General features: G+C 68.7%; 11 protein-coding genes. 6 read left to right on the top strand and 5 right to left on the bottom strand.

What is annotated here, in order from left to right; genetic code table 11:
• Positions 1-15: 15 nt before the first annotated feature.
• A complete protein-coding gene (locus PBT88_RS08065; protein WP_270078681.1) occupies positions 16-3,369 on the bottom strand; it encodes a transglutaminase family protein in 3,354 nt (1,117 codons plus the stop codon).
• A gap of 205 nt (positions 3,370-3,574) precedes the next feature.
• Here PBT88_RS08065 and PBT88_RS08060 point away from each other — a divergent pair, with 205 nt between their 5' ends.
• Positions 3,575-4,039: a hypothetical protein gene (locus PBT88_RS08060; RefSeq protein WP_270078680.1), complete on the top strand. Its 465-nt coding sequence runs from the start codon at positions 3,575-3,577 to the stop codon at positions 4,037-4,039.
• Between the two features lie 49 nt (positions 4,040-4,088).
• Here the strand turns inward: PBT88_RS08060 and PBT88_RS08055 are convergent, their stop codons facing one another.
• From PBT88_RS08055 to PBT88_RS08040, 4 genes are all read right to left on the bottom strand, one after another.
• Complete coding sequence (locus PBT88_RS08055) at positions 4,089-4,730, bottom strand: DUF1109 domain-containing protein (RefSeq protein ID WP_270078679.1); 642 nt, start codon at positions 4,728-4,730, stop codon at positions 4,089-4,091.
• Entirely contained in the window at positions 4,720-5,259 is a 540-nt protein-coding gene (locus PBT88_RS08050; protein ID WP_270078678.1) for a sigma-70 family RNA polymerase sigma factor, read from the bottom strand. The genes PBT88_RS08055 and PBT88_RS08050 overlap by 11 nt, the downstream gene beginning before the upstream one ends.
• A gap of 224 nt (positions 5,260-5,483) precedes the next feature.
• A complete protein-coding gene (locus PBT88_RS08045; RefSeq protein WP_270078677.1) occupies positions 5,484-5,624 on the bottom strand; it encodes a hypothetical protein in 141 nt (46 codons plus the stop codon).
• A 90-nt stretch (positions 5,625-5,714) separates the two neighbouring features.
• Positions 5,715-6,611, bottom strand: coding sequence for a hypothetical protein (locus PBT88_RS08040; protein WP_270078676.1), 897 nt, complete (start codon positions 6,609-6,611; stop codon positions 5,715-5,717).
• Positions 6,612-6,754: 143 nt separating this feature from the next.
• On the opposite strand from PBT88_RS08040, the gene PBT88_RS08035 reads away from it, so the two are divergent.
• The 5 genes from PBT88_RS08035 to PBT88_RS08015 all read left to right on the top strand — a co-directional run bounded on the left by PBT88_RS08035 (position 6,755) and on the right by PBT88_RS08015 (position 12,068).
• Positions 6,755-7,393, top strand: coding sequence for a hypothetical protein (locus PBT88_RS08035; RefSeq protein WP_270078675.1), 639 nt, complete (start codon positions 6,755-6,757; stop codon positions 7,391-7,393).
• On the top strand, positions 7,390-8,613 hold the full coding sequence (locus tag PBT88_RS08030; RefSeq protein WP_270078674.1) for a DUF4350 domain-containing protein: 1,224 nt from the start codon (positions 7,390-7,392) through the stop codon (positions 8,611-8,613). Before PBT88_RS08035 ends, PBT88_RS08030 begins: the two co-directional genes overlap by 4 nt.
• Positions 8,610-9,566, top strand: a complete 957-nt coding sequence (locus tag PBT88_RS08025) for an AAA family ATPase (protein ID WP_270078673.1) — start codon at positions 8,610-8,612, stop codon at positions 9,564-9,566. The genes PBT88_RS08030 and PBT88_RS08025 overlap by 4 nt, the downstream gene beginning before the upstream one ends.
• Positions 9,563-10,885 (top strand): DUF58 domain-containing protein, encoded by a 1,323-nt coding sequence (locus PBT88_RS08020; RefSeq protein WP_270078672.1) that lies wholly within the window; start codon positions 9,563-9,565, stop codon positions 10,883-10,885. Before PBT88_RS08025 ends, PBT88_RS08020 begins: the two co-directional genes overlap by 4 nt.
• A 136-nt stretch (positions 10,886-11,021) precedes the next feature.
• Complete coding sequence (locus PBT88_RS08015; protein WP_270078671.1) at positions 11,022-12,068, top strand: stage II sporulation protein M; 1,047 nt, start codon at positions 11,022-11,024, stop codon at positions 12,066-12,068.
• Position 12,069: the final 1 nt, after the last annotated feature.

The raw sequence follows: 12,069 nt of genomic DNA, 5'->3' as shown, positions 1-12,069 counted from the left end.
GATGCGACACCGCCGTCACAGGGCGGACGGTCGTCGCAGATCGAGCGTCATCGGAAATTCCCCCGCAGTCTCGGCCGGCGGCGTCGCCATCGGCCCCGGCGTGTGGCCATGATCCTGGAAACGCGCCTTGCGCCGGGCCTCCGCCTCATAGGCGTTGATCGGCACGTCGTCATAGTTGCGGCCGCCCGGATGCGCCACATGATACACGCAGCCGCCGAGCGAGCGGCCGCTCCATTGGTCGAATATGTCGAAGGTCAGCGGCGCATTCACCGGCAGGCGTGGATGCAGGCAGTCGGCCGGCGCCCACGCCTTGTAGCGGACGCCCCCGACGCCCTCGCCCGGCACGCCGGTCGGCATCATCGGCACCCGCCGCCCGTTGCAGACCACGATATGCCGCCCCGCGACGAGGCCGCGCGCCCGCACCTGGAGGCGCTCGGTCGAGCTGTCGACATAGCGCACGGTGCCGCCGATTGCGCCGGTCTCGCCGAGCACGTTCCAGGGCTCGAGCGCATGGCTGATCTCCAGCGCGACGCCGCCGGCATCGATCTCGCCATGGATCGGGAAGCGGAACTGGCGCTGCGCCTCGAACCAGTCGGGATCGAACGCATAGCCGGCGCCGCGCAGATCGCCCAGCACATCCATGAAATCGGCCCACACGAAATGCGGCAGCATGAAGCGATCGTGCAGCTGCGTGCCCCAGCGCACCAGGCCGCCCTGCTGCGGCTCGCGCCAGAACCAGGCGGTGAGCGCGCGCAGCAGGAGCTGCTGGGCCAGGCTCATCCGCGCCGCCGGCGGCATCTCGAAGCCGCGGAACTCGACCAGCCCGAGGCGTCCGGTCGGGCCATCGGGCGAGAACATCTTATCGATGCAGATCTCGGTGCGGTGGGTGTTGCCGGTCACGTCGACCAGCAGGTTGCGGAACAGGCGATCGACCAGCCACGCCGGCGGTGTCTCGCCCGATCCCGTCCCCGATCCCGGCGCCGGCACCTGCGCCAGCGCGATCTCCAGCTCGTAGAGACCATCGTGACGGGCCTCGTCGATGCGCGGCGCCTGGCTCGTCGGCCCGATGAACATGCCCGAGAACAGGTAGCTCAGCGACGGATGCCGCTGCCAGTAGAGCACGAAGCTCTTGAGCAGGTCCGGCCGGCGGATGAACGGACTGTCGTTGAGCGACGGCCCGCCCAGCACGAGATGGTTGCCGCCGCCGGTGCCGACCGCGCGACCATCGACCATGAACTTGTCGGCGGTCATCCCGTGGCTGCGGGCGATCTCGTATAGTTCCTCGGTCAGCTCGACGGTGTCGCCCCAGGTCGAGACCGGCTGGACATTGACCTCGACCACGCCGGGATCGGGCGTCACCTTGAGCACCTTGAGGCGGGGATCGGGCGGTGGCGGATAGCCTTCGATCCGCACTTCGACGCGAATGGCAGCGGCGGCGGCCTCGATCTGCGCGATCAGCTCGAGATAATCCTCCAGCGCGCGCACCGGTGGCAGGAACACCGAGAGATAGTGATGCTTGGGCTCGACCGTCACCGCGGTGCGGACGGCGCCGTCGATGATCTTCTGTTCGACGCGTTCCTGCTGCGGCGACGCCGCCGACGCCTCGCCCCGGCTCGCCACGCGCTGCTCGCGCGGATCGGCGTCGGCATGGCCGACCTGCTGGATATCGAAATCGGCCAGCGCCTCGCGCGCCTCGCTGGTGTCGCGCGGGTGGATGTAGGGGAAGGCGGCGGGCGGCACATAGGGCAGCGTGCCGAGCGGCAGGCGGTAGCCGAGCGAGCTGTCGCCGGGGACGACATACAGCTTCTCGCGCCGCACCCGCCAGCGCTCGCTCATCCATGATCCGGCCTGCCTGGTCTGCCAGCGCTGGACGGGCAGCACATAGCCGACCGGATTGTCGAGCCCGCGCGCAAAGGCCGTCACCATCCGCTTCCGTGCCTCGGGATCGTCGATCTTGGGATCGTCGGGCGTCGCGTTGATCGGAAGCTCTGCCTCCTTCTGCCGCCACGTCTCCTCATCCTCATAGGCCGGCGCGACGAAATCGTCATCGACGCCGAGCCCCGCCGCGATCGCCTTGAGCAGCGCCTCGGCCATCTCCGCGGTCGCCGGTGGCTTGCCCTCGCCATCCTCGCGGGCGATCAACGAGGCATCGCGCCACACCGGCACGCCGTCCTCGCGCCAGTAGATCGCATAGGCCCAGCGCGGCAGGCTTTCGCCGGGATACCATTTGCCCTGCCCGTGATGGAGCATCCCGCCCGGCGCGAAGCGTTCCCGGAGCGAGCGGACCAGTCTGTCGGCATAGCCCTGCTTGGTCGGGCCGACCGCGCCGCCATTCCATTCGTCCGCTTGCCCCCCGTCGGCGGCGACGAAGGTCGGCTCGCCGCCGGTGGTGAGGCGGACGTCCTGCGCCACCAGATCGGCATCGACCTGCTGCCCGAGCGCCAGCACCGCTTCCCAGCGGCTATCGGTGAAGGGCTTGGTGATGCGCACCGCCTCGGCGATGCGATCGACCCGCATCTCGAACCCGAAATCGACCTCGGCCGGCTCGGCCATGCCCGAGATCGGCGCGGCCGACCGGTAATGCGGGGTCGCGCAGAGCGGGATATGCCCCTCGCCCGCGAACATGCCGGATGTCGCATCGAGCGCGATCCAGCCGGCGCCGGGGATATAGGCCTCGGCCCAGGCATGGAGATCGACGACGTCCTGCGTCACCCCCTTGGGGCCATCGACCGGCTCGACGTCGGCGACCAGCTGGATCGAATAGCCTGACACGAAGCGCGCGGCGAAGCCCAGCCGGCGGAGCAGCTGGACCAGCAGCCACGCGCTGTCCCGGCACGACCCGCTGCCGATATCGAGCGTCTCCTCGGGCGCCTGGACGCCCGATTCCATGCGGATGACATAGCCGATCCGCCGCTGCAGCCCGGCATTGATGTCGACCAGGAAATCGATCGTCCGGCCCTGGTGGGCGGCGTGGTGGGCGACCAGCGCCTCGAACTGCGGTCCCTGCGGCTCGACGTCGAAATAGGCCGAAAGATCCGTCTTGAGAGCATCGTCATAGGCGAAGGGGTAATTCTCCGCATAAGGCTCCACGAAGAAGTCGAACGGGTTGATCACGTCCAGGTCGGCCAGCAGATCGACGTCGATCACGAAGCGGTCGACCGGATCGGGGAAGACGACGCGGGCCAGCCAGTTGCCGTGCGGATCCTGCTGCCAGTTGATGAAGTGGTTGGCTGGCTCGATCTTCAGCGAATAGTTCGGGATCTTGGTGCGACTGTGCGGCGCCGGCCTCAGCCTGATCGTCTGCGGCCCCAGTCGGATGGGGCGGTTGTAGCGATAGGCGGTGTGGTGGTGCAGCGCGGCCTTGAGCATGGTTACCAGTCAGAGGCCAAGATCGGCGCAGGCGCAACATGAAAAGGGAGGAAATCCCTTTTCCCATCGGCGCGATCGAGATCGAGGCACGGCCGGGCGGTGCCGCTCCACGCGATCGATCCGCATGGCCGGTGATGGAGCCCCCCCGCCCGGCGCCCGGCGCCCGGCGCTTAGCGCCTTGCAACTCATCGATCGTTCAGGAACGATGTACCAGACTGAGACGATGGCATGGTCCTTCCCTGAACGCGCACGATCGCGCATTCCCCCGATCGGGCAGGGGCTCGCGGTGGTGGCCGCCGTAATCGCGATCGCGGTGATTTCGTGCGGTGGCATCGCCGGCTATCTGCTGTCGCTGCGTATCGCTGCCTGGGGCAGCCAGAGCCATGCGATCGACGTCCAGATACTTGCCAAGCGGCAAGAGGTTCAGCGGCTCCGGAACGAACTCGATTTCCGCAGCCGCTTCCCGGAGCTCGAACGCTGGAGTTCGCCGCTCGGTCTGCAACCGGCGGATGGGCGGCAATATGCGCAGAGCGTCCACCAGCTCGACATGCTCGCCGCCGCGCGCCGGCAGCATATCGCCGATCAACTGCCCCGCGTCGGAGACGATAAGGGCTATACCCCGCAAGCCCGGCAACAACTGGACGGCCTGTTCAGCGACGTCGCCAATTAGGTTTAGTCCCGGCGTCCCCGCCCCCGCCCCCGGATAAGCCCGCCACAGCCTACCAGCGCGTCACCAGCGAAACCAGCAACCGTCCGGCCAGCGCCACCAGCCCACAACCAAGCCCGAACCAGATCGCAATGTAGAAGGGATCGTCGTGCGGGCACTGGAAAACGAAGACGAACGCCCCCCACGCCGCCCCCGCCAGCCCGACCGCCAGCGCACTTCCCGCCCGATCGGTCGGCGCGCCCCGTCGCATGAGCAGGCCGAGCCCGATCAGCATAGGGATGGACAGCACCGCCATCGCGAACATGCAATAGACGCCATGCCGCCAATCCAGGCGCCTGGCCAAGTCTCCGCCACCGCCATGCCCGGCATCGATCGCCCAACCGATCAGCAGGGCCAGCCCGGCTAGGCAGCCGATCCAGCGCAACCCGCGGCGCGGCGAAGCGGCGGGATCGAAGGACCGCAAGGCCGTCGCGGCGCCCAGCAGCGCGAGCAGCGCCAGACTGACGAGCTTCCACCAGAAGGACGGCAGCAGCATCGCCAGCATGATATCGTGGCGCCCGGCGCCCATCAGCAGGAACAGCCCCAATTCGACCGCGCCGAGCAGGGCGAGCAGCATAGCGTCCCGCGACGCGGTGCGACGGCGCACCGGCACCAATCCGGCTGCAAGATCTTCGATCAGGCGCTCACTCGGCATCGGGCGCGCTCCGGATGACATCGGCGAGCCGCCCCAGCCCGCGATGGATATTGACCTTGATCAGCGAGGCGGATTGCCCGGTGCGTGCCGATGCCTCCTCCACGCTGAAACCCTGCAACTTGACCAGCCTGATCGCCTCCGCCTGCGCCGGCTTCAGTCGATCGAGCAGCCCGCCCAGCACCACCGCGCTGGTCACCGCCGCCTCATGGCTCGCCACGCCGATCGCTTCGGGCAATTCCTCGGTACGCTCGCGCCCCATCGCACGAAGCCGGTCGATCCACTTATAGCGCGCGACCGCTGCGAGCCACGGCCGGAACGGCCGCGCCGGATCATAGGTGTGGCGCTTCTCGTGGATCGCGATCAGCGTATCCTGCACCGCGTCGTCCACCGATCCCTGCGGAAGACGACGGGCGAAATAGCGCACCAGCCACTCCCGCAATTCGCCGAGCAGACGGCGATAGGCACCGCCATGGCCGCCCTGCGCAGCGGCCATCAACGCTCCCCATTCATCGGCATCATCCACGCGCATCGCTTCTCCCGCCCGGCCGATCGCCTCGGGTTCCCGCAAGGGGTAACGGAAAGGAAGTGCGGCCGCCATGCCCCAGGGTTCGCTCGGGATGTCCGCTCGGTTACGGAGACGGGTTTCTCCACGCCAGGACCGGCAGATGACGCGCGCAGAGCCAGGCTCGACGGCAAGGTCGCGCGGTGCGTATTTCGCCGCCGGCCCGAGGGCGACGGCGACGCGATCTCAGCCTAACGGCAGCGGCGAACCTTGTGGTGATGGGCCCACGTCACCTTGCAGATGCGATGATGCGGCGGCCGGGCGTGGCCTGCGGTCGCAAGACCGAAGGAGGCGATCAGGCTGCACGCCATCGCGATATGAAGGGTCTTCATCGGCATTCTCCATCAACGGGCCTGTCAACCGGCCCGTCGATCAGGTTGCACCCGCTAGGTGTCCGGCCTGCGTCGCGCCTGAAATACGCGTCAGGCGAACACTTCGGCCAGGCTCGGCGCCGAGGTGCCGTCCTTGATCCGTCGCAATTCGACGTAGAGGGCCGACAGCAAGGCCGCCTGGAAGAATGCCATGACGATGCCGAACACGACATGCCAGATCGCGGGGAACAGCGGCGACGCCTGCGTCGCGTGCCCGGCCAGGACGCCAGTCAAGGCGCCGGTCGGGAGCATGAGCAGGATCATCGTCACGACGACGAGCAGGAGCAGCGCCAATATCCGCCCGCGCGAACCGATCGTCAGCCAGCGGCTGCGGCTGAAGCTGGCCAGCCATCCGGCATCCTCGCAGACCAGAACCGGGACGACCACGCACCAGCTCAGGATGAGGATGATGCCGGGCAGGATGAAGACGACCATGCCGAGCAGCACGCCGATATAGCCGAGCAGAGCGACGCCGAATGCCGGCAGCAGGCGGGCGGGTGTCGCGGCGAGTGCCGCGCCGATCGTGATCGGCCTGCCCTCGAAGCGGCGAACGAGGAACAGGAAGGCCGCGACGTAAAATGCGGAGGCCAACAGAAATTCGGCCAATATGCCGGTGAGCACCGGCGCGGACATCATCGCCTGAAATGCCGCGAGCGGATTCGGCGTGTGGCCGGCCGTGGTAGCGAAGGCCTGGGTGCGCTCGAGCACGATCGGCTGGACGAGAAGATAATAAGCGCCCTGCGGCAAGCCGATCAGCACGGCAGCCAGCAGGATCAGCGGCCATCCGGCCGGCATGAAGACCGAAAAGGCCTTCGCCAGCACTTCGCCCAGATCGAGCGGTTCGATCAGCGCCACCGGCGCGCGGCGCGATCGGAGCCACAGCCAGATCCCGAGCGTGACCAACGGCCCCCCCAACAAGATCACCACGGTGATCAATGCCGTCCCCATTTTCCGATTCCCCGTGTCGTCCCCCTGCCCGATATTGTCATCCGGCGAAACGATCTGTCCAGCGCATGCCGGCAGGGATTGCGCGCCACGCCGAAACGGATAGTCTCGCCGCAGCCTGGGGGCAGGCTGGGGGTTTGTAGCGCGTGCCATCGTCTGGGGGTTCCGGAGCAGCCAACGCAGGCAGGCATGCCTTCGCGAACGCCCATGCCCATGTCCTCGCCGATTCCCGCATCCAGTTCGCGCTGCCGCCCGCGCCGCGCCCGCGCACCCCGCACTGGCTGGAAGTGCTCGCCTATTGGATCCGTCATGCGTGGCCGTTGCTGCGGGTGCTGACCTGGGTCGTGCTGGCGGGGCTGGCGCTGTTCATCCTGTACATGATCGTCAGCCAGTTCATCGATATCCGCTGGCCGTGGCGAGGTTCGCCCGCCGAAACCGCCACCGCGGAACCGGAATGGCAGCCCGATGCGGCGCCCGCGCGCGCGTTGCTCGCCGAGGCCGACGCACTGGCTGCCGCCGGCCGCTACGCCGAGGCCGCGCGGCTGATCCTGCTGCGATCGGTGGAGGATATCACCCGGAAGCGCCCCGGCCTCGTCCGCGCCGACACGACGAGCCGCGATCTCGTCGCCACGCCCGAGATTCCTGCCGCCGCCCGCCCCGCGTTCGGCGCCATCGCCGAGGTGGTGGAAATCAGCCTGTTCGCCGATCGCGGTGCCACCGCCGATGCGTGGTATCGGGCGCGCGACGCCTATGCCGACTTCGCGCTCGCCGGGAACTGGCGATGAGCGCGACTGCCGAACAGCCCCCCTTCCGCCCGCGCACCGTGCTGCTGATCGTCGGCGTCGCGGTGATCGCCTTCGCCGGCTTCCTGCTGCTGATCGCCTTCGCCCCGCCATTCCAGGGCGGGCACGACGCGCGCGGCCACGCCCTCTCGACCTCCGGCAACGGCTATGCCGGGCTGGTGGAATTGACCGATGCGATCGGCAGCCATTCGCTGATCGTCCGCGACACCGATCTGCTCGGTTCGTCCGCGCTGCTGATCGTGACGCCCGAATATGACAGCGACGGTGCGCAGCTCGCCAGGCTGCTGGCGGCGCGCGCCGGTCATCCGACGCTGATCGTGCTGCCCAAGTGGCTGACCCGGCCGATGCCGGATAATCGCGAATGGAGCCTCAAGGTCAACACCATCTGGCCGGAGGGCGCGATTGCCGCGCTCGACAAGATCGCCCCCAAGCTGGCGGTCGACCAGACGCCGTTCCGCAAGACAGTGATCCCGCCGCAACCGGCCGCCATCCCGCGCCTCGCCCGCGCCGCGATCGGCGGGCAGCGGGAACAGCAGCGGCTCGTCGGCATGGGCTTCACGCCGATGCTGCTCGATCGCGATGGACGGGTGGTGATGGGCAAGCTGATCGGGCGACCCGTTTACGTCCTGGCCGATCCTGACCTGCTCAACAACCAGGGCCTCGCCGATCCGTGGACCGCACGGCAGGGCTGGCAGGTGATCGACGATCTCTCCACCACCAACGAGATCGCCTTCGACCTGACCATGAACGGCTTCGCCAAGCAGGCGGACAAGAGCCCGCTCCGGTTGATCTTCCAGCCGCCCTTCCTGCCGGTGACGCTCTGCATCGTGCTGGCGGCGCTGCTCGCCGGGCTGCACGGTGCCGTCCGCTTCGGCGCGCCGATCGCCGCCGGCCGTGCCATCGCGATGGGCAAGCGCACGCTGGTGGACAATGCGGCGATGCTGTTCCGCGCCGCGCGCAGGGAGCATCGCGTCGGCGCCGCCTATGCCGCGCTCACCCGCGATCTCACCGCGCAGGCGACCCATGCGCCGGCCCGCCTCTCGGGAGAGGCTCTGGACCATTATCTCGATCGTGCCGGCCGCAATGCCGGCGATCCGCCTTATGCGACGCTCGCCTGGCGCGCCGAGGCGGCCGAGGATCGTGACCAATTGCTCGGTGCGGCGCGCGCGCTGTATCGCTGGAGAAGGAACCGCACGCGATGACGCTGGACGACGTAAAGGGGCTCGGCGAACGCATCGCCGGCGAGATCGGCAAGGCGGTGGTCGGCCAGGACCAGACGATCCGCCATCTGCTGATCGCGCTGTTCTCTGGCGGCCATGTGCTGCTGGAAGGACCGCCCGGCACCGCCAAGACCTTCCTCGCGCAATGCTTCGCCGCCACCGTGGGCCTGGATTTCAAGCGCATCCAGTTCACTCCCGATCTGATGCCCGGCGACATCACCGGCTCCAACATCTTCAACTTCCAGACCTCGCAATTCTCGCTGACGCGCGGCCCGATCTTCTGCGACCTGCTGCTCTCCGACGAGATCAACCGCGCCCCGCCCAAGACCCAGGCCGCGCTGCTCGAGGCGATGCAGGAGCGATCGGTGACGCTCGATGGCGTGTCCCACCCGCTCGGCGATCGCTTCATGGTGGTGGCGACCCAGAACCCGATCGAGAATCAGGGCGTCTATCCGCTGCCCGAAGCGCAGCTCGATCGCTTCCTGTTCAAGCTGCTGGTCGATTATCCCGACGAGGCCGAGGAGATCCGCATCGTCGCCAGCCATGGCGCTGATCGCGGTTCGACCACGCCGCAGCGCTGGGGCATAGCGCGGCAGGCCGATGCCGCCACGCTCGCCGAGGCGCTGGCCGCCGTCTCGGCTGTCACGCTGGTCGACGAGGTGGTCGCCTATATCGTCCGCCTGATCCGCGCGACGCGGACCAGCATCGAGCTCACCGCAGGCGCCTCCCCCCGCGCCGCCGCGATGCTGGCCGGTGCCGCCCGCGCCGCCGCCGCGCTGGACGGGCGCGACTATGTGGTGCCGGACGATGTGCGGGCGCTGGCACCCGCCGTGCTGCGCCACCGCATCGCCCTCTCGCCGACCGCGGAGATCGACGGGCGCAAGCCCGAGGAGGTGGTCGCCACCCTGATCGCGGAGGTCGCCGCGCCGCGATGAGATGGCGCCCGGCCCGATCCGGCGGCGGCCTGTACCCGACCGCGCGCGCGGTGCTGCTGATGGCGGCCGGTGCGCCGGCGTCACTGATGATCGGCGTCGTCTGGCCGGGGCTGTGGACGATCGGCTTCGGCTGGATGCTGTTCGTGCTGCTGTTGCTCGTGCTGGACACCGCCATGGCACCGGGCGGCCACCAGGTTGCGAGCGATTTACGCCTGCCGGGCACGGCGCCAGTCGGCAGTCGCGTGGCGCTCACGCTCGGCATCACCGCGCGCAGCCGGGTGCAGTCCTCCGTGGACGCCAACGATCGCCTTGTTCCGATCGACTCCGTCCGCGCGGATTTCGCCGCCGGACAGACCGTCCAAACGATCGACTTCGAGGCCGCGCGACGGGGCATCGGCCGCCTTTCTGCGGTATGGCTGCGCTGGAAGGGGCCGCTCGGGCTGATCTGGAAGCAGCGCCGCGAACTGCGCGACGATCGCGTGCTGATCACCGCCGATCTTCGCCCGGTGCGCGAGCAGAGCCAGTTGCTCATCCAGCAGGCGCAGACCGGCGAAACCGCGCGGCGACAGGTCGGCACCGGCAGCGAATTCCAGTCGCTGGTGCCGTGGTCGACCGGCATGGACCGGCGCTCGATCGACTGGAAGCAGTCCGCCCGCCACGCCACCCTGCTCGCCAAGGACTGGCAGATCGAGCGCAACAACCAGATCATGCTCGCGATCGACGCCGGCCGCGCCATGGCCGAGCCGCTGGGCGGGGTGCCGCGCCTCGATCGCGCCGTCTCGGCCGCCTTGCTGGCCGCCTATGTCGCGCTGAAGCTGGACGATCGCGTCGGCCTGTTCGCCTATGCCGAGCAGCCGATCGCGGCCGGCGCGATCTCGGCCGGCATCGCCAGCTTTCCGCGCCTGCAACGCCTCGCCGCCGGGATCGACTATGGTACACGCGAGGCGAACCATACGCTCGGCCTCACCCGGCTCGCGCAGACGCTCGATCGCCGCACGCTGATCGTCCTGTTCACAGAGTTCACCGATCCGACCAGCGCGGAACTGATGGTCCGCGCCTGCGCGCCGCTGCTCCAGCGCCACCTGCTGATGTTCCTGATCTACCGCGACGAGGAACTGGAAGGCCTCGCCGCCGCCGAGCCGGAAACGCTCGAGGACGTCACCCGCGCCGTCGCCGCTCAGGCCCTGCTCCGCGATCGGGCGATCGTCGCGGCCCGGTTGAAGCGCATGGGCGTCCATATCGTCGAGGCCCGCCACGACGCCGCCGGCACTGCGCTCGTCGAGGCCTATCTCGGCCTCAAGCGGCAGGGGATCATCTGATGCGCGTTCTGACCATCCCCGGCACCCGCCTTCTCCCGCTCGTCCTGAGCGCAGCCAAGGGACGTGCCACGAGCCGCGCGTTGGCGACACGCACTTCGACTGCGCTCAGTGCGAATGGTTGGGAGAAGCGGCGCTGATGGCCCTCACTTTGCCCTTCCGTCGCAAGCGCGATCCCGATCCACCCGCACCCGTGCAGCGACGGCTCGATCCACTCCCCTCCGCCCGCTTCCGCGCCGAACGCGAAGCCGACTGGCGTCGGCTGGACGCGTTGCTGAGCAAGGTCGAGAAACGCTCTGCCGCAGCGCTGACCGACGAGGAGTTGCTGGCGCTGCCGACGCTCTATCGCGCGACCGTCTCGGCGCTGGCGGTGGCGCGGGAGACGTCGCTGGATCGGGCGCTGATCGACTATCTCGAGGGGCTGTCCACCCGCGCCTATTTCTTCCTCTACGGAGTGCGGGGCCGGATCGGGCCGCGCATCGCCGCCTTCTTCCGGCATGACTGGCCCGCCGCCGTGCTCAGCCTGTGGCGCGAGACGGTGGGATCGGTGCTGCTGCTCGTCGCCGGCACGATCGCCGGCTATGCGCTGGTCGCCTCCGACTCGAACTGGTTCATGGCGCTGGCCGGCGGCATGGCCCAGGGCCGATCGCCGAGCGCCACCACCCAGCAATTGCGCGACATCCTCTACAAAGGCGGCACCGACGGGCTGGAAGGCCTTGCCACCTTCCTGTTCACCCACAATGCCCAGATCTCGCTGCTGTGCTTCGCGCTCGGCTTCCTGCTGGCGGTGCCGAGCACCATCCTGATCCTGATGAACGGGCTGACGCTGGGTGCCTTCCTCGCGCTCTACGCCGATCGTGGATTGGCCGGCGAACTGGTCGGCTGGCTGTTCGTCCATGGCACCACCGAATTGTTCGCGATCACGCTGGCGGGCGCGGCGGGCATCCGCATCGGCTGGGCGGTGGCCTTCCCCGGCCGGCTCTCCCGGCTGGACGGCATGGCGGCGGCAGGGCGACAATCGGGGACGGTGATGGCGGGCGTCGTCGTCATGCTGTTCGTGGCGGCCTTGCTCGAAGGCTTCGTGCGCCAGCTCGTCACCATCGACTGGCTGCGCTACCTGATCGGCGGTGCGATGCTGGCGCTGTGGCTCGCCTATTTCTACGGGCCGGCGGGGCGCCGCCGATGAG

This window comes from Sphingomonas abietis (genome assembly GCF_027625475.1).
Lineage (GTDB): Bacteria > Pseudomonadota > Alphaproteobacteria > Sphingomonadales > Sphingomonadaceae > Solisphingomonas > Solisphingomonas abietis.
Note: the sequence above shows the minus strand (reverse complement) of the source record. Positions and strands in the feature narration are given on the sequence as shown.

Excerpts from the sequence above, each read along its gene's own strand:
- PBT88_RS08065 (WP_270078681.1), bottom strand. The coding sequence starts at position 3,369 with ATGCTCAAGGCCGCGCTGCACCACCACACCGCCTATCGCTACAACCGC.
- PBT88_RS08060 (WP_270078680.1), top strand. The coding sequence starts at position 3,575 with ATGTACCAGACTGAGACGATGGCATGGTCCTTCCCTGAACGCGCACGA.
- PBT88_RS08055 (WP_270078679.1), bottom strand. The coding sequence starts at position 4,730 with ATGCCGAGTGAGCGCCTGATCGAAGATCTTGCAGCCGGATTGGTGCCG.
- PBT88_RS08050 (WP_270078678.1), bottom strand. The coding sequence starts at position 5,259 with ATGCGCGTGGATGATGCCGATGAATGGGGAGCGTTGATGGCCGCTGCG.
- PBT88_RS08045 (WP_270078677.1), bottom strand. The coding sequence starts at position 5,624 with ATGAAGACCCTTCATATCGCGATGGCGTGCAGCCTGATCGCCTCCTTC.
- PBT88_RS08040 (WP_270078676.1), bottom strand. The coding sequence starts at position 6,611 with ATGGGGACGGCATTGATCACCGTGGTGATCTTGTTGGGGGGGCCGTTG.
- PBT88_RS08030 (WP_270078674.1), top strand. The coding sequence starts at position 7,390 with ATGAGCGCGACTGCCGAACAGCCCCCCTTCCGCCCGCGCACCGTGCTG.
- PBT88_RS08025 (WP_270078673.1), top strand. The coding sequence starts at position 8,610 with ATGACGCTGGACGACGTAAAGGGGCTCGGCGAACGCATCGCCGGCGAG.
- PBT88_RS08020 (WP_270078672.1), top strand. The coding sequence starts at position 9,563 with ATGAGATGGCGCCCGGCCCGATCCGGCGGCGGCCTGTACCCGACCGCG.
- PBT88_RS08015 (WP_270078671.1), top strand. The coding sequence starts at position 11,022 with ATGGCCCTCACTTTGCCCTTCCGTCGCAAGCGCGATCCCGATCCACCC.